The sequence below is a fragment of the Salinirubellus litoreus genome, from assembly GCF_037335815.1.
GTDB lineage: Archaea > Halobacteriota > Halobacteria > Halobacteriales > Haloarculaceae > Salinirubellus > Salinirubellus litoreus.
In genome coordinates this window covers 3,803,909-3,819,580 of record NZ_CP147841.1, presented here as the reverse complement: position 1 = coordinate 3,819,580, position 15,672 = coordinate 3,803,909, and the positions used below count along the sequence as shown (strand labels likewise).

The 15,672-nt window shown below is 69.7% G+C and carries 16 protein-coding genes; 1 reads left to right on the top strand and 15 read right to left on the bottom strand.

The annotated features are described in order from the left end of the window. Positions 1-146: 146 nt before the first annotated feature. Positions 147-1,241, bottom strand: a complete 1,095-nt coding sequence (locus WDJ58_RS19065; RefSeq protein WP_338914886.1) for a mandelate racemase/muconate lactonizing enzyme family protein — start codon at positions 1,239-1,241, stop codon at positions 147-149. 172 nt (positions 1,242-1,413) lie between these two features. Here WDJ58_RS19065 and WDJ58_RS19060 point away from each other — a divergent pair, with 172 nt between their 5' ends. Continuing rightward, positions 1,414-1,833: an acyl-CoA thioesterase gene (locus WDJ58_RS19060; RefSeq protein ID WP_338914885.1), complete on the top strand. Its 420-nt coding sequence runs from the start codon at positions 1,414-1,416 to the stop codon at positions 1,831-1,833. 76 nt (positions 1,834-1,909) lie between these two features. Here the strand turns inward: WDJ58_RS19060 and WDJ58_RS19055 are convergent, their stop codons facing one another. The 14 genes from WDJ58_RS19055 to WDJ58_RS18990 all read right to left on the bottom strand — a co-directional run bounded on the left by WDJ58_RS19055 (position 1,910) and on the right by WDJ58_RS18990 (position 15,621). Beyond that, positions 1,910-2,083 carry a DUF7560 family zinc ribbon protein gene (locus WDJ58_RS19055; protein WP_338914884.1) on the bottom strand — a complete coding sequence of 58 codons (174 nt, stop codon included), beginning with the start codon at positions 2,081-2,083 and terminating at the stop codon, positions 1,910-1,912. 148 nt (positions 2,084-2,231) lie between these two features. Further along, positions 2,232-2,870 carry a helix-turn-helix domain-containing protein gene (locus WDJ58_RS19050; RefSeq protein ID WP_338914883.1) on the bottom strand — a complete coding sequence of 213 codons (639 nt, stop codon included), beginning with the start codon at positions 2,868-2,870 and terminating at the stop codon, positions 2,232-2,234. 130 nt (positions 2,871-3,000) lie between these two features. Then, entirely contained in the window at positions 3,001-4,284 is a 1,284-nt protein-coding gene (locus WDJ58_RS19045) for a P-loop NTPase (protein ID WP_338914882.1), read from the bottom strand. A gap of 1 nt (position 4,285) precedes the next feature. Continuing rightward, positions 4,286-5,119 (bottom strand): HEAT repeat domain-containing protein, encoded by an 834-nt coding sequence (locus WDJ58_RS19040; RefSeq protein WP_338914881.1) that lies wholly within the window; start codon positions 5,117-5,119, stop codon positions 4,286-4,288. Next, positions 5,116-6,051 (bottom strand): hypothetical protein, encoded by a 936-nt coding sequence (locus tag WDJ58_RS19035; RefSeq protein ID WP_338914880.1) that lies wholly within the window; start codon positions 6,049-6,051, stop codon positions 5,116-5,118. The genes WDJ58_RS19040 and WDJ58_RS19035 overlap by 4 nt, the downstream gene beginning before the upstream one ends. Next, on the bottom strand, positions 6,048-6,749 hold the full coding sequence (locus WDJ58_RS19030) for a molecular chaperone TorD family protein (RefSeq protein WP_338914879.1): 702 nt from the start codon (positions 6,747-6,749) through the stop codon (positions 6,048-6,050). The genes WDJ58_RS19035 and WDJ58_RS19030 overlap by 4 nt, the downstream gene beginning before the upstream one ends. A 1-nt stretch (position 6,750) precedes the next feature. Continuing rightward, positions 6,751-7,575: an ethylbenzene dehydrogenase-related protein gene (locus WDJ58_RS19025; RefSeq protein WP_338914878.1), complete on the bottom strand. Its 825-nt coding sequence runs from the start codon at positions 7,573-7,575 to the stop codon at positions 6,751-6,753. After that, positions 7,572-8,627: a 4Fe-4S dicluster domain-containing protein gene (locus WDJ58_RS19020; RefSeq protein WP_338914877.1), complete on the bottom strand. Its 1,056-nt coding sequence runs from the start codon at positions 8,625-8,627 to the stop codon at positions 7,572-7,574. Before WDJ58_RS19020 ends, WDJ58_RS19025 begins: the two co-directional genes overlap by 4 nt. Next, positions 8,624-11,602, bottom strand: a complete 2,979-nt coding sequence (locus WDJ58_RS19015; protein ID WP_338914876.1) for a molybdopterin-dependent oxidoreductase — start codon at positions 11,600-11,602, stop codon at positions 8,624-8,626. The genes WDJ58_RS19020 and WDJ58_RS19015 overlap by 4 nt, the downstream gene beginning before the upstream one ends. Next, a complete protein-coding gene (locus WDJ58_RS19010) occupies positions 11,599-11,790 on the bottom strand; it encodes a hypothetical protein (protein ID WP_338914875.1) in 192 nt (63 codons plus the stop codon). Before WDJ58_RS19010 ends, WDJ58_RS19015 begins: the two co-directional genes overlap by 4 nt. Further along, positions 11,787-13,175 carry a cytochrome b gene (locus tag WDJ58_RS19005; RefSeq protein WP_338914874.1) on the bottom strand — a complete coding sequence of 463 codons (1,389 nt, stop codon included), beginning with the start codon at positions 13,173-13,175 and terminating at the stop codon, positions 11,787-11,789. The genes WDJ58_RS19010 and WDJ58_RS19005 overlap by 4 nt, the downstream gene beginning before the upstream one ends. After that, on the bottom strand, positions 13,175-13,864 hold the full coding sequence (locus tag WDJ58_RS19000; protein ID WP_338914873.1) for a ubiquinol-cytochrome c reductase iron-sulfur subunit: 690 nt from the start codon (positions 13,862-13,864) through the stop codon (positions 13,175-13,177). Before WDJ58_RS19000 ends, WDJ58_RS19005 begins: the two co-directional genes overlap by 1 nt. Then, positions 13,861-14,469, bottom strand: a complete 609-nt coding sequence (locus tag WDJ58_RS18995) for a hypothetical protein (protein ID WP_338914872.1) — start codon at positions 14,467-14,469, stop codon at positions 13,861-13,863. The genes WDJ58_RS19000 and WDJ58_RS18995 overlap by 4 nt, the downstream gene beginning before the upstream one ends. 405 nt (positions 14,470-14,874) lie before the next feature. Further along, positions 14,875-15,621, bottom strand: a complete 747-nt coding sequence (locus WDJ58_RS18990; protein WP_338914870.1) for a sugar phosphate isomerase/epimerase family protein — start codon at positions 15,619-15,621, stop codon at positions 14,875-14,877. Between the last annotated feature and the right edge of the window lie 51 nt (positions 15,622-15,672).

The following is a 15,672-nucleotide window of genomic DNA, read 5'->3' as shown; positions in this document are numbered from 1 at the left end:
GCTCGCTCGCCATCCGCGCGAAACCCGTCGGAATGCCCGAGAACGACCAGGGAGGGGCTGATGCTCGTCCCCCCTGTCGAGGTGGGTCATCACTGATCAGCAGGCGTTCGATCGGCTCGGTGCCCTGCTTGCGAGGAGTCAGCCGTCTATACCGTCTCCGAGGCGAACGCCTCGACCGCCTCGGGATCGAGATGGTAGCCGTGGCCCGGACGGTCGGGCAGGTGGACGTGGCCGTCCTCGACCGCGGGCGGCTCCTCGAGGATCGCCGCGGCGAGGTCCCCACCAGTAAAGTACTCGACGAGCCGCCCCGTCGGTGCGGCGCTCACGAGGTGGGCGCTCACCGCGTGGTTGGCGTGTGGACAGAGCGGAACGTGATGGTCGGCCGCCACCCGGGCCACGTCGAGGACGCCCGAGACGCCGCCTGCCCGTATCAGATCCGGCTGGGCGACGTCCAGTCCGTCCCGCTCGGCGAGCCACCTGAACCGCTCCGGGCGGTAGAACATCTCGCCCGTCGCCAGCGGCGGGTCGATCCGGGACGCGATTCGGGCGTGGCCGTCGAGGTTCCACTCCGAGATGGGCTCCTCGACCCAGTCGACGCCGTGTTCGTCGATGGCCCCGACGACCTCGACCGTCTCCTTTACCGTCCAGGCCTGGTTCGCGTCGACGAACACCTCCGCCCCGGGACCGACGGCCTCCCGGACGGCGGCCACCCGTTCGGCCTCCTCGGACGGTCGTCGGGTCCCCACTTTGGTCTTGAACGCGGTGAACCCCTCGTCGGCTCGCCGGCCGTGCCGCTCGCGGAGTTCGTCGAGCGAGAGGCCGGCGTCGAGGCTCGACGCGTAGGCCTTCACCCTCCCGTCCTCGCCGCCGAGGAGCCGGTAGAGCGGCACGTCAGCCGCCTTGGCCTTGAGGTCCCACAGCGCGATATCGATCACCGCGCGGGGGTACGCGGACATCCCTGTCTCCCCGTAGTAGACGGCGTGGTCGCGCAGGTCGCGCCGGATCGCTTCGGTCTCGAACGGCGACCGGTCGGCCAGCAGGGGGACGAACTGGTCGTCGAGGAGGTGCTCGAACACCGCGCCGGCACGGGTCGAGGCCATCCACCCGAGCCCGGTGTGGCCCTCGTCGGTCCCGACCTCGATCGCCGTCACGTACCACCGATCGAAGACGTGTCTCGAGTCGGCGGCCTCGACCTCCCGCGGGACCTCGAGCAGGTGGGTTTCCACGTCAGTGATTCGCATGGTTTCGGGAGTTCCGGTCCCGCTCACAAGTCCGTTTGGGTGGCACCAGCCCGTTCGTCCGACGGACCGCGCCGCGGTGTGACCCGAGCACCTCGATCCCGGCGAGGAGGCCGGTCGAGTCCGGACGGTCCGACCGCCGGTATTTATTGTATCGGCTCGGGGACGGGCGCACATGACGGAGTACACGTACGAGACGTCGTTCACACCCCGGTACAGCGACATCGACGTGAACGGCCACGTCAACCAGGCCAAGTACCTCAGCTACCTCGAACAGGCCCGCGTCGGTTACTGGGACGAGGTCGTCGGGATCCGCCACGACCGGGCACCGGTCGCCATCGTCCACCAGGAGATCGACTACCGGGCACCGATCACGCTCGATAACGAGATTACCGTCCGCCAGCGGATCGCCGGGATGGGAACGTCGAGTTTCGACATCGAGTACGAGGTCCTGGCCGACGACGACGTGGCGGCGACGGCCGAGGTCGTGCTGCTCGCGCTGGACCGGGAGACGGGCGAGGCGATCCCGATCCCCGAGTCCTGGCGCGAGCCGATCCGGGAGCACGAGGGGCTCGAGGAGGACGGAGCGGAGTAGGAGCGAGACGACCCGGCGAGCGTCCCGACACGCACGGACGTGGGCGGCGGTCCGGTGGCGACGAGCACCGCGTGGATCATCGGGTCGGGTCGCGCTCGACGTCGGCCTCGGACACGGGGACGAAGGAGCCGGCGTCGGCGGAGCTCCGACACATCACGCAACCGCCCGCGAGGATCTCCGATCGGACGTCGGCGTCGACGACGACCTCGGCATCGCACCCCGGACAGTCGAAGACGAACTTGCGCGGCATGAGCGCCTCCGTCGAAGGGGGTACGACGGTGTCCGGTATAACACCGATCCCCGTATATCGGGGGAGTTGATGTGGAGCGGTCGGGCATCGTCCGCCCGGTCGGCCGTCGGGAAATGCTCGGGGACGGGCCCGGGCCCAGGTCGGGCCGTCACCCCTCGAGGATGGATTCGAGGATCTTCGACTGGGCCGTCGAGACGTGTTCGGCGAACGTCGATCCGTTGATATCGAGCGCGTCAGCTACCTCGGTCGCGTTCGCCCGCTTCGGGTGCTCGAAGTAGCCCATCTCGTGGGCGGTCTCCAGCACCTCGCGCTGTCGGTCCGTGAGCACGGAGCGGTCGACGAAGACGAGGTCCCGCTTTCCGCCGATCGCCGACGATCGGGTGAGACACTGCAGGGATACCCCCTCGTACCGTTCCTTGAGGCCCGTGATGACGTCACGGAGCGTTTCGATGTCCTCCGCGACGAACGAGAGCGTGACGGCCCCCGAGTCCACCTCGGCGTGACGGACCGGATAGCCGTTAGACTCGATCACGTCACAGGCACACGCCGGCCCTGCCCCGGCCGCACGCTCGAACCGGTAGATCGTCTTGCCGTCGTACGAGAACACCTCCTTCGCGTCGGTGGTCGCCAGTCCCGAATCTGCGGTGAACTCGACCACCGTCCCGTCGGTAGCGGGCGAAGCGGCACGGGAAACCGACACCACGTCCCCCTCCTCGGACGCGTCCCCGGCGCGGCAGACGGACGACCCGTCGACCCGCACCACCGCGCGGATTCCGCTGTCGGTCATGGGTGAGACAAACCGGGACGCGATAAAAACTCCTTCGTCGTGTGTCGGGGTCGTCCCGGGACGGCGGCAGTGTGTCAGACCGCCGATCATCCACACTCCTCGTTCGTCGGTCACCCCATCGAACACCGATTCAGGGCCGGACGGTCCGCAGCAGCCACGTCTCGGGGTTGGCCCGCCTGACCTCGAACGGCTCCAGTTCGGCCTCGGCCACGTCGCTGGTCTCGACGAGGTAGTTCCGCACGGGGGTCGGGTCTCGATCGCTGACCAGGTGGAACCGCTCGCCGGCCGGCGTGTCGGCCCAGCCGTCCGCGACCTCGTCGTACCGATCCTCCGACGGTAGTCCCCGGATGTCCACGGCCCCCTCGGGGATATCGACCGACCAGATCTCCTCGAAGCGATCGAGGACCGCCCGACAGAGCGAGCGCGAGTACTCGGGGAGGGCGTCCGGGGACGGCGCAGGGGTGTCCTGCATCGCCGGGGCGAAGGGAATCTCCGCGATGACGGGGACGTCGAGCGCGCCGATCGGGTCGGGGCCGTCGAAGAGGTCGTGGGCGCGCCCGCAGTCCTCGCAGACGAACTCGCCCATGTTCGAGACGACCCCCAGCACCGGGACGTCGTTCTCCTCGAACAGCTGGATCGAGCGGTGCGTATCCGAGACCGCGGCGTGGAAGGGCGTCGTGACAAAGACGACGCCGTCGACCCGGGTCTCCTGTAGCGTCGTGAGCGCGATATCCCCCGTGCCCGGCGGGAGATCGATCACGATCGTCTCCGGGTCGTCCCACGCCGTCTCCTCGAACAGCTCCGAGAGGGCGTCGTGAGCCATCGCGCCGCGCCACGCCAGCGGCGCGCTGGACGACATCAGACCCACGCTCATCACGTCGAGACCGCCGACATCTACCGGGACGGGGTTGCCGTCCTCGTCGGAGTGGACGGGACCGCTGACCGACAGGAGTTCCGGGACGTTGGGCCCGTGGATGTCGGCGTCGAACAGACCCACGTTCCGACCCTCGGCGGCCATGGCACACGCGAGCGACGTCGCGATGGTCGACTTGCCGACCCCGCCCTTCGCGCTCGCGACCGCGACGACGCGGTCGGCGGATTCGACGCCGATCTCCCGCGCCCCGGTCGCGGGCGTCGACCCGACGTGCTCGACGTGTGCGCGTTCGACGCCCGGGACCTCCGAGACGGCGTGGATCATCGTCGCCGTCACCGACTCGGCCTCCGAGGGCGGGAAGTCGCTCAGGTCGGCGTCGATCGTCACCCGTCCGTCGGTCACGTGGATGTCCTCGACGAGCCCCGCCTCGAACACGGTCAGGTCGGCGTCGGGGTCCCTGACCCCTCGGAGTGCGGCCTCGACGTGCTCGGTCAGTCGTGACGGTGCGTCGGTCGCGTCCGTGGGAGTATCCTGTGACATATCAGAGGTTCGGTCGGCGGTTCAGCCGGCTCTCGCCGGGGGCGTCGGCGCTGTCGTTCTCGGTCCCGCCGGTGAACTGCCGGCGGAACTTCCCGGGGTCGGCCTCCAGCGACCGGGCGGCGGTGCTCCGGACGACCTTCGGCTCTCCCTCGTCTGCGGCGAGTTCGCGCAGCCGCTCCTCGGCGCGCTCGTCGTCGACGCCGGCCAGCAGGTGGGCCGCCCACTCCCGGAGCCGCTCGCTGTCCGCACGGGACTGATCGAGCAGGATCCCGAGCGTGTCCTCCCCGCGGAGTTTGAACAGCGAGACGGCGGCGTTCCGTCGGACGGCGTGGTGGTCGTCGTCCACCGCGCGCTCGACGTGCGGTTCGTACTCGCGGCGGTCGATACGGTCGAGCGCGACGACCGCCTCCGCGCGGACCCACGGGTCGGGGTCGTCGAGCGCGGTGACCGCCGCGTTCCCCGCCCGCTCCCCGCCGAGTTCGCCCAGCGCCTCGACGGCGAACTGTCTGACGTCGCAGTCCGCGTCCGTGAGGCCGAACTCGACGAGCGCGTCGACGACCGCCGGGCCCGACTCCTCGGCGAGCGCGAGGGCGGCGCGGCGGCGCTCGACCACGTCCCCCCCGCGGAGGTCCGCGACCTTCTCGGCCGCGTCGGCGTCGGCGACCGGCGTGACGTCGGTCGCCTGGAGCTCCCGGGGGGTGGCCTCCCCGATCGTCACGTCGCGGCTCACCTCGATGTCCTCGAGGCCGCCGTGGTCCTCGCCGAACCCCGGGCTCTGCTCGGGGTGGACCCGGGGGTCGGTCGGCCCGTCCGTCGCCTCCTCCTCGTCTCTCATGTCGACCCCCCCGTCGTTCCCGTCCCCGGGCCTCTCGTCCCCGGGCTGTCGTGGACGACCAGCACCAGCGTCGCGCCGAGCAGGAGCGTCAGCGCCCGCGGGAACGTCGCGGGGACGCCCACGAGCAGGAGCAGGACGGCCCCGACCGCGAGCGTATACCCTCCTCGATGGAGCCCGGCGACCGCGGCCGCGACGGCACCGGCGACCGCGAGCGCGATCAGGGGCGATGGGACGCCCGTGACCGCGAACGCGACGAGCAGCGAGCTACCGAAGGCGAACGGGCTCGCCGCGCTCGCGACGGCCACCGCGCCGACGGCGAGGAGTCCGGCACCCGCGGCCAGCCGCGATCCCGCGGAGTGCGTGCCGACCGCCGCGACCGCCGCGAGCGTGACGAACGCGCCGGAGTTGCGTAGCCCGTCGACGAGGCCGGTCGCGCCGGCGAGCGTCAGCGCGAGCGCCGCGACGAAACCGACGGCCACGACGCGCCGGCGGACGCCCCGATACGTCCACACCGCGGGGACGCCGAGCGTGCCCAGGAGCGCGAGTGCGCCGCCACCGGTGACCGCGACGGCGGCCACCAGCGTCGTTCCCGGCGCGACGAGCGGGAGAGCGCCGAACACGACGGCGAACAGGAGCCCGACCCGGACGGTCGCTCGTCCGTCGGCCACCGTCGCGGCGAGGAGCGCCGAGCCGACGGCGACGAGCGCCAGCACGCCGGTCGCGGCACGAACCGACGGCGGGATCACCAGCGGGTCGAAGGGGACGTTGGCGAGGACGGTGACAGCCCGTTCGATCGCGACGAACGCGATCGCGACGACCCCGAGAACCGCAGTAGTGAAACCGGGCGCATCGAGCCCGGTGATCGATTCCGCCGGGGGATAGGCCACTCCCACGTCCGTCTCGTGTGCGTCGGTGGTCGATTCCGCTGTCACGCCGACTCACCTCCCCCTCGCGCGGCCAGGTCCTCGACGTCGGCCGCGGTGAACCGGTCGAGGAACTCCGCGAGCCGACCGTAGAGACCGGTCCCCGGTTCGTCGCCGAGCGCCTCGGCGATCCCTTCCGTGACGACCCGGAGGTGACGGTCGTGGAAGTCGAGCCGCGCGGCGGCCACCTCTGGGTCGACGGCGGCCTCGCGGCGACAGAGGTAGCCCATGAACTCGAGCTGGAGGTGGAAGTGGTCGTGGTTGCGCCGGGTCCCTCTATCGACCTGGCAGCCGAAGTACTCGTAGGCGCGTGCGAGATCGAGGTTGACGTCGTTCCAGGAGACTTCGGCGCGGTAGTCGGACTCGTACAGCGACACCGGCGGGCCGTGGCTCTCGACGGTCCCGTCGGTCCCGTCGACGACCTCCGAGTAGCCGACGGTGAAGAGGTCGTTGAACCGCGCCGCGACCGTCTCGCGATCCTCCTCGACCGTCGTCTCCGGCGGTCGAACGTCGAGGCCGCTCCGGTCGACCAGCGTGGCGAACAGGTCGTCGACGCGACCCGTCTCGAGGTCCCGGTAGAACGACTCGCCGGGCTGGTCGAACGCCTTCGCCGCCAGCGCGTACACCCCGCCGCGGGCACCGGCGTCGGTCGTGATCTCATCGGAGAGCGCCGTCAGGTCGGGCCGTCGGGGCTCGTCGGTCGCCATCTCACTCACCCCTCGTCCGGCGGACACCCTCGATCGTCACCAGCGCGGAGCCGACGATGGCGAGGCCGGCGACGATCCAGAGTATCGTCTGGTACGGCGGTCCCTGCGGGCCGGGGCCGAGCGCGAGGTAGTGCCACTCGCTGACGGACTTCTTCCCCGAGCGCTCCGCGTTCGAGCCGTTCCAGACCGCGAGGGCGACGTCCATGTCGGCGTCGTCCGGGATGGCTGTCCTGTTGGCGTTCGGGGCGTCGAGCGGCCGCGACAGCACGACGTGCCAGCGACCGTCGGCGCGCGTCGCGTCCGTGGTGACCGTCCCCGGGTCGAACCGCGTCGTACTCCCCGGACCGCCAGCGAGCAGTTCCTCCGTGGTGTCGTCCGCCGACCAGTACCATACGTTCACGGGGTTGCCGGCGCTCCCCATCGCGATGGGTGGGCGGGCGCTCGCGTTCGCAGGCACCTGAACCGCGACCGCGTCGGCGAACGCCCTGGTGGCGTTCGTCGATCGGTCCACCGTCGCGTCGGCCCACGAGAGCCGCAGGTAGAGCCGCCGGTCGGTCCGGACCGCCTGGAGCTTCGTCTCCTCGACGGTCACGTCGTCCGCGGCCGGAACCGACGCCCCGGCGGCGGACAGTGACACCGTCGCGGCCGGCACCTCCGTCCACGGATCGGCCGTGGCGCTCCCGAAGCCCTCCGCCTCGGTCCCGCGCTCAACGGGAATCTCGTAGGCGGGGCGGGCGTCGACGACCGTCGGCCCGACGGTTGCCACCGCGAGCAACAGCGCCGCGAACGCGCCCGCCAGCAGCAGGTCACCTCTCGCGTCGGTCATTCGAACACCTCCAGCCGGTACTTCTCCTCGCGGTCGCTGTTCAGGAGCTCCATCAGTTCGCTCTCCTCGCCGCGCCGGACCCGGTCGCGCTCCCGGCTGATCGTGTTCAGCGCGTCGTTGATCTTCGGCCCGAACAGCTCCTCGAGATAGGTCCGCGGGATGCGCTCGGCGTCGAGCGACTCGCCCTCCTCGGAGTGCTGGGGTGGGGCGAACGGCGGGATGTAGTAGACGTTCGGCTCGGTCCGGAACTCGGGGTGTAGCCGGATCGCCACCTCGTACTCGTTGACCAGCTTGTGGATCGGCCCCTCCTCGTCGTCGAGGTAGCCGACCATCCGGAGCTGCGGCGGGCAGTCCTCCGCGCAGGCCGTCCCGCGGACCTCGCCCTCCGGGCCCTCCCCCTCGATCCGTGGGTAGCAGAAGATGCACTTCTCGGAGGTCTTCTTCATCGCGTTGTAGTACACCTTCTTGTACGGACAGCCCTCGACGCAGTAGCGGTAGCCCCGACAGCGGTCCTGGTCGACGAGGACGATCCCGTCCTCGGAGCGCTTGTACAGTGCCGACCGGGGGCAGGCCTCGACGCAGGAGGGGTGCGTACAGTGGTTGCAGATGCGCGGGAGGTAGAAGTAGTAGGAGTTGGGGTACTCGCCGGCCCCCTCGTCCTCGTCCCAGTTCGGACTCCAGTCGGCGGCGCTGTCCATCGGGCGCAGCGGCTCGTCGCTGCCCTCGTACATGATCTGCTCGTGGTTGAAGTCCCACGGCCGGCCGTAGTCGTCCTCCTCGGGGAGTTCGCCCGGCGTGCGCTCCCCGCCGTCGTCGGTCCACCCGCCACCCATCTCCTCCCAGTCGCGGGGGTAGCCGGCACCCGGTTTGGTCTCGACGTTGTTCCAGTACATGTACTCGCGACCGCCGCCGTCCGTCCAGTTGGTCTTGCAGGCGATCGTACACGTCTGACAGCCGATGCACTTGTTCAGGTCCATCACCATCGCGACCTGGTGGTCGACGCCCTCCGCGAGGGGCACCGTGTCCTCGCCGTCGTCGCCCTGGGAGCTCACTGGCTCTCACCCCCGTCGCCCTCGCCGTCACCGCCGCTCTCATCGCCGGCGTCGTCACCGCCGCCCCCGCCGTCATCACCGTCGCCGCTCCCGTCGTCGACCCGTTCGACCTCGACGCGGACGTCGCTGTTGACGCCGGTCGGGCCCCAGTAGTTGGGGAAGAAGTGCAGGTGTTCGCCGGTGTCCTCGGGGTACTGGACGAGCTGTGTGGGTTTCATGTACAGGGGGACGAGCGAGTTGAAGTTGTTGCGGTCCGGGTACTGGAAGCGCTCCCAGGCGAAGTACATCCGCGCGGTACCTGGCTCGCTGCTCGGGTAGCGTTTCGCCTGAACCTCGACCTCGCCGAGGTCGTTGTGGACACGGACGGTGTCGCCGTCCTCGATGCCCCGCTCGGCCATGTCCTCGGGGTTCAGGTAGACGACCGGTTCCCCGCGCTGGAGGCGGAGCATCCGTTCGCTGTCGCGCCACGTCGAGTGGATCGACCACCGGCCGTGAGGGGTGTTGTAGCGGAGCGGGTACTCGGCCTTGTCCTGTAGCGTGGGTGCCTGCTTGTGGGTCGGAAGCTGTTCGCCGAGTTCCAGGAACCAGTCGTGATCGACGTAGTACTGCTGTCGACCCGTGAACGTCGGCCACGGCTCCTTGTCCTGGACGTAGTCCTTCCAGGGCGTGTACGCCTTCCCCTCCTCGATGTCGGAGGTCCAGTGGTCGCCGGCCGCGAGGAACCGACGGGGCTGGTTGTCGATGTCGTCGAACGTGATCCGTTCGTCGGTGTCGTGCGGGTTCGTCTCCTCGGAGTGTTCGAGGATGTACTCCGCGGCCGCCCTGTCGTCGGCGAGGGCACCCGGCTCACCGGTCTCCCAGTCGCGGACGTAGTCGTCGTGGACCGACTGGAGGTCGATGTCGCGGTCGAACGTGCGATCGGGGATCGGCTCGATACCGCGCTCTTCGGCGATCTCCTGGATCTTGGCGGCGAGTTCGCGGAAGATCTGCCAGTCCGTCTTGGACTCGCCCAGCGGCTCGACCGCCGGTGTGAACGGATGCACGTACGTGTGCATATCCGTCATCGAGAGATCGTGTTTCTCGTAGTGGCTCGCGGTCGGGAGCACGATGTCCGAGTACAGCGCCGAGGAGTCCATCCGGAAGTTGATGTCGACCACGAGGTCGAGCTTCGGCCAGAGCTGTTCCTCGATCGCGACGTTCCCCTTCGCCTGGTTGAAGTAGTTCCCCCGCCAGATGAACATCACCGACGGGTCCGGCCGCGATCCGTCCGATCGTTCCTCGGGGTAGACCGGCATCCAGTCGTTGTCGATGGCCTCGCGGACGCGACTGGTCGTCTCCGGGCCGGCGTTGTCCAGCACGTCACAGTGGTAGTACGTCCACAGCGTGGTCGGCACGCCTCTCACGTCGCCGGTCGGGAACGAGAGGGTCTGCCACCCGTGGAACGTCCAGATCTTCTCCTGGCCGACGTAGTGGTCGAGCCCCGTCCCCTGCCGGCCCAGGTTGCCGGTCAGCGTCACCAGCAGCTGGATGGCGCGGTTCCCGAGGTCGTTGTGATACCAGTCGTTGACGCCCTTCCCGTGGATGATCTTCGCGCGGTCGACCTCGGCGAACTCGCGGGCGACCTCCTGGTAGGTCTGGCGGCCGACGCCGGTCTCCTCGTGGACGCGCTCGGGCGTGTAGTTCGACAGTTCGTCGCGGAGTTCGTTCCACACCGAGCGAACCGCGACCGAGCCGTCGGTCGTCGACACCGTCCCGTCGACGTCGAGTCGCGGGTCGAAGCTCAGTTCGATGCTGGCGCTGGCGTCGTGCTGGCCGTCGCGTGCCCCGAGTGACCCCGGTGCGGCGCGCAGCCCGCCGGTGGCGTCCTGCATCACGAACACGTGGTCCGGGCGGTCGGCGTCGACGGTCAGTCCCGACACCTCGTTTGCCCGGAGGAACTTCCCGGTGTCCGCCCGCACGAGGAGGGGCATGTCGGTCTGCTCCTTCAGGTGGTCCTCGTCGTACAGCCCTTCCTCGACGATCGTCCGGGCCATCCCCAGCGCGAGCGCGGTGTCGGTGCCCGGTTCGGGGCTGAGCCAGTCGTCACAGTGGATGGCCGTCTGCGAGTAGTCGGTGAAGACGCCGACGCGCTTCGTCCCGTTGTACCCGGCGTCGAGGAAGTACTTCGCGTCCGGGATGCGCGTGACGTTGACGTTCGACCCCCACGCGATGAGGTAGTCGGCGTTGTACCAGTCGGCGCTCTCGGCGTTGTCCGTCTGCGTCCCCCAGGTGATCGGCTGCCCCGGCGGCAGGTCGGAGTACCAGTCGTAGAAGCTGTGCGAGACGCCCCCGAGCAGGTTGACGAGTCTCGACCCGCCCGCGAACGAGACCGGGCTCATCGCCGGGATGGGCGTGAACCCGCTGATGCCGTCGTAGTTCTCCTCCTCGGCGACGGTCTCGATGACCTGCTCGGCGATCTCGGTCAGCGCCTCGTCCCAGGAGATCCGCTCCCACTTGCCCTCCCCCCGGTCGCCGGTCCGCCGGAGCGGGTGGAGCACCCGGTGGTCGGCGTTGACGTAGTCGGAGTAACAGGCCCCCTTCTGACAGCCCCGCGGGTTGGGGTTCGGCGCGTCCTCGTCGAACACCGGGTAGTCCGCGGCCTGGTCCTCGCGCCAGACCTGGCCGTTGCGGACGTACACCTCCCACGAGCAGGAACCGGTGCAGTTGACGCTGTGCGTCGACCGCGCCGTCGAGTCCCAGTCCCACTGCTCGCGGTAGAGGTCCTCCCAGTCACGATAGGGGTAGTCGCCGATCGGATCGTCGACGACCTCGAGGCCGTCCATCCGGAACAGCCCGTCCGGGTCCGTGTCGGTCGCGCCGAGACCGGTGCCGGTCGCGCCGAGCAGCGATGCTACGCCGATACCTTTCAGGAAGTCCCGCCGCGCGGTCGGGACGTCCCCTGACGTCGAATCACGGTAGTCGTCGCCTTGGCTCATGGATTGTCGATGATAACGGTGGTGAGTCCGCACGCCACGCCGATCGTCGCGAGGGCGATGCCCGCAAGCGTCCCGCCGCCGACCTCGAGGCCGGCGGCGATCAGCGCGACGCCGGCGAGCTTCGTCGCCCGATCCAGCCAGCGGTACCGCCGCCCGGAGAGCTCCGTGCCGCCGTACTCCGGACTCATTCGTCTCTCCCCGTGTCCGCCGTCGGTTCGTCGTCCGGCGGCTCCCCGTCGGCGAACCCGCCGAGCCCCGCGTAGACGATCAGCCCGGCGAGCGGCGGGCCGAGGGCGAGGGCGGCGATCAGGTACGGCTTGAGCTGCGCCGTGGTCATCCCGACGACGTGGCCGAGGATCACGTCCATCCCCGCGATCGAGGCGATCATGATGAACACGACGCCGGCGACGCCGACCCCGGTCTGGAACGGGCGTTCGAGGGGATCCGCGGTGAAGTGGGTCGGTTCGGGCTCGTAATCGATGAACGGCCACAGCGCCACGAGGCCGAAGACGAGGCCCGGTAGCGCCAGTCCGCCGACGAACTCGGCGCTGACGTGCACGCCGAGGACGTCGAAGCTGAGCCACGACGGGGTCAGCTTCAGGAAGCCGTAGCCCCACATCAGGAACCAGTCCGGCATGATGAGCGACGGCGTCGACGCCGGGTCGTTGGGCCCGTACTCGGCGATGTTGTGCACCGGGAGGAACCCGGCGAGTAGCGACAGCGTCGCCAGCGTCAGGAAGAAGACGACTGCGCTGACGGCCGCCTGGTTCGGGAAGGCCGGCAGGCCGACGACCACGCTGTCGTCGTCACTGGCGACTGCCCCGCCGTCGGCGGCGGTCGCGTCGTCCCCGCCGGGGGCCGGCACGTCCGCGTCACGCCGGGCCTCGGTGTGTTTCTGCCTGACGAGGACGAGCATGTGCAGGCCGATGAGCCCCGCGATGGTCGCCGGCAGCACCAGGACGTGCAGGAAGTAGAACCGGGGGATCGTCGCGCTGGAGGGGAACGATCCGCCGAACGCCAGGTTGGCGATCGTCTCGCCGACGATCGGGATCGAGAGGGAGACGTTGTACCCGATACCGACGGCGGTACTCGCGAACTCGTCGAACGGGAGGGCGTACCCGGTGTAGGCCGCGAACATGGTCACGCCCGCCAGACCGGTACCGATCAGCCAGTTGGGCTCGCGGGGGTTGCGGTACGCGCCGGTGAAGAACACCCGCAACATATGCAGGCCCGTCGCCGCGATCATGAGGTGGGCCGCCCAGTGGTGCATCCGGCGGATGAGCATCCCGAACGGGACGTCGTAGGTGATGTTCAGTACGCTCACGAACGACTCGGGTAGCTCCTCGCCCTGGTACTGCGCGACGCTGCCCTCGTACTCGACCTCGCTGGTGCTCGGCTCGAAGAAGAAGCCGAGGAAGACCCCCGACAGCACCAGCAGCAGGAAACAGAACAGCGCCACCTCGCCGAGCAGGAACGAGTCCTCGGCGGGGAACGCCTTCCCGAGGAACGACTGCGCGCCCGCCAGGTCCAGCCGATCGTCGACCCACCGGTAGAGGTGATCGAGTCGATCCATCACCCACCCCCGGGGCCGACCGACCCCTCGAAGTCGCCGGTCGCGATCAGCTCCCCGTCGCTCGACAGCGTGATCGGCAGCTGCGGGAGCGCCCGCGGCGGCGGCCCGCCGGTGACCACCGCACCCGACAGCGGGTCGAACCGTCCGGAGTGACAGGGACAGACGAGCGTCGTCTCGTCGCGGTCGGCGACCATACAGCCCGCGTGCGTGCAGACCTTCGAGTAGGCCGCGTAGCCCGAGACGGTGAACTCCGCGCGCGTCTCCCCGCCGTACTCCCCCTCCGGGAACCGGACCAGCAGCGTCGGCGCGCGGTCGATCCCGGGACGGGGCTCGGGGAAGACCGTCAACTGTTCACCCTCCGACAGGCGGTTCTCCGTGATCCGGGTGCCCTCGCCGTCGACGAGGGCGACGCCGTCGGAGTAGACCGGGCCGGTGTAGGAGCGCTCGAAGACCCGTGTCAGTCCGAGCACCGGCGCAGTGAGGCTCCCGAGCGCGGCCAGCCCGCCCACGGTCGCCAGCACCCTGGCGTACCCTCGGCGGGTCGTCCGGGCCCGGGTCTCCCGCCAGAACGGTCGGTAGATGCTCGGCCGGCCGGCGTCCCCACAGTCACCGCAGTCACCGAAGCAGTCGTCCGAAGCGGCCGGAACGGGGTCGGAGCCACCGTCGTCGGTGTCGTCCGCCGGTGTCATCGGTGCTCCCTCCGTTCTGCGACCTCGACGTGGGGCATGAACCAGGCGTAGTACGAGACCGTCAGCCCGGTCAGGGACATGAACATCCCGAACGCGTAGATGCCGAAGTACTGCGTTCGAGCGAGCGTGAAGTACTCCCCGGTGAACAGCGCCGCGAAGACGACGGTCAGTACGGAGAGCAGCCCCATCGCGAGCAGCCCCTCGATCGCGTCGCTGGAGGGGACGTACTCGACGATCCAGCGATCCTCGGTCACGAGCCACGACTGGCTGACCGTCCCGCCGTCCGGCGCGGCCTCGGCCTCCCGGCCGTTCCGGGTCGTGACCGCTCCACCCCCGCCTGCCGGCCTCGCGGCCCTGTTCATGAACCGGTGGAAGCCGGCCAGCACGCCCAGGAGGACGAGAAGCGCCACCCAGACGATCACCCCGACCTGGCTCGGAGAGAGCTTGTTCGGCGTGTCGACGAACCCGTCGAGCGGCCGGATCTCGTTGACGCTCTGGTCGATCTCGATCTCCTCGCTCGGCGGTTCACCCTGGCTGGCGACGAACCACATCGGAAGCAGCACGGCCGCGACGACGAGGATCACGAGGACCGTCCCCCGTCTCATCGCCGATCACGTCCGCTCGCCACGCCACGGTCAGCTCGGCGACGGTTCGAATCGCGTGACACGGGTAGCATGCTCTGACAGGACGTGAGTGGACTGCTAACAGGTTATACGGCGACCCACCATTCTTTGGGGGCTTATACCGAGGCCCCGATCCGAGGCGAGCCGGTAGACGGGCCTGCCGGATGGCAGATCCCCTCGGCCGCCCTCGGTCTCCGACGCTCGCCGGATCTCGCCGGCGCGAGGGGTCCGGTGGGCTCCGTCGCCGGAAGCCCGGACCGTCACGCTCGCGATAGCGAGTGTTTGCGGCAGGTGAGGACGTGCTACGCACGAGGAGTGTGTTCAGCGCGATGGAGGGCGGCCGATCGATGCCGCGTCTCCAGTCCCCCGCCGGGGAGCCGCACGCGCTCACTCCAGGTGACTCCTCGCCCGGGCGGCCGAGTCCCGCAACAGGGGAACGTCGTCGGTGAACACCTCGACGGCGACGGTCCCCTCGAAGTCCGGCAGGAGCTCGGCCACGAGCCCGTAGTCGACCTCGCCGGCACCGATCGGGAGGTGGGTGTCCCCGCGCCCGCGCACGTCGTGGACGTGGAGGTGCGAGACGAGATCGGCGTACTCGTCGAGGAAGCGCTCGATCCCGTCGTCCCCGTCCTCCATGTACGCGTGGCCGACGTCGAAACAGACCGCCGTCCCGGTCTCCCGGGCGATGTCGCCGAGGACGGAGAGCGGGAGCCCGCGGGCCTGGTGGCCGACGTTCTCGACGACGAGTTCGACCCCCGCGTCGTCGCCCGCCCGCGCGATGGCCGACAGCTGGTCGGCGAAGACCGGCCGCTGGTCGGTGTCGTGCGGGTTCCGCATCGTCGCGTGGAGAACGGCCTTCCGCGCGCCGAGCGTCCCCGCCCAGTCGAGTAGCTCCGCGAGGTAGTCGGCGATCGCGACGTTGAGCCGCGGAACCGACGTCGCGACGACCTGATCGAACGGCAGGTGGACGCACAGCTCCGCACCGACGGATTCGAGCGCCGCCCGGAGGCGGCTATCGTCCGTGTCGGCGGGAACGTACGAGGACTCGCCGATCGAGAGTTCGGCGAACGCGAAGCCGTCAACCGTCGCTTCCAGCCGCTCCACCGAGTCACCGACCGTGACGCCGACGTCCATACCCCGACTCCAGCGCCCGGCCCCCTTATATCGACTGCCGTACCTCATCCC

Bases quoted from the DNA above. Each gene is read 5' to 3' on its own strand.
- WDJ58_RS18990 (WP_338914870.1), bottom strand. From the start codon at position 15,621: ATGGACGTCGGCGTCACGGTCGGTGACTCGGTGGAGCGGCTGGAAGCG.
- WDJ58_RS19060 (WP_338914885.1), top strand. From the start codon at position 1,414: ATGACGGAGTACACGTACGAGACGTCGTTCACACCCCGGTACAGCGAC.
- WDJ58_RS19045 (WP_338914882.1), bottom strand. From the start codon at position 4,284: ATGTCACAGGATACTCCCACGGACGCGACCGACGCACCGTCACGACTG.
- WDJ58_RS19005 (WP_338914874.1), bottom strand. From the start codon at position 13,175: ATGGATCGACTCGATCACCTCTACCGGTGGGTCGACGATCGGCTGGAC.
- WDJ58_RS19015 (WP_338914876.1), bottom strand. From the start codon at position 11,602: ATGAGCCAAGGCGACGACTACCGTGATTCGACGTCAGGGGACGTCCCG.
- WDJ58_RS19000 (WP_338914873.1), bottom strand. From the start codon at position 13,864: ATGACACCGGCGGACGACACCGACGACGGTGGCTCCGACCCCGTTCCG.
- WDJ58_RS19030 (WP_338914879.1), bottom strand. From the start codon at position 6,749: ATGGCGACCGACGAGCCCCGACGGCCCGACCTGACGGCGCTCTCCGAT.
- WDJ58_RS19050 (WP_338914883.1), bottom strand. From the start codon at position 2,870: ATGACCGACAGCGGAATCCGCGCGGTGGTGCGGGTCGACGGGTCGTCC.
- WDJ58_RS18995 (WP_338914872.1), bottom strand. From the start codon at position 14,469: ATGAGACGGGGGACGGTCCTCGTGATCCTCGTCGTCGCGGCCGTGCTG.
- WDJ58_RS19055 (WP_338914884.1), bottom strand. From the start codon at position 2,083: ATGCCGCGCAAGTTCGTCTTCGACTGTCCGGGGTGCGATGCCGAGGTC.
- WDJ58_RS19010 (WP_338914875.1), bottom strand. From the start codon at position 11,790: ATGAGTCCGGAGTACGGCGGCACGGAGCTCTCCGGGCGGCGGTACCGC.
- WDJ58_RS19025 (WP_338914878.1), bottom strand. From the start codon at position 7,575: ATGACCGACGCGAGAGGTGACCTGCTGCTGGCGGGCGCGTTCGCGGCG.
- WDJ58_RS19065 (WP_338914886.1), bottom strand. From the start codon at position 1,241: ATGCGAATCACTGACGTGGAAACCCACCTGCTCGAGGTCCCGCGGGAG.
- WDJ58_RS19040 (WP_338914881.1), bottom strand. From the start codon at position 5,119: ATGAGAGACGAGGAGGAGGCGACGGACGGGCCGACCGACCCCCGGGTC.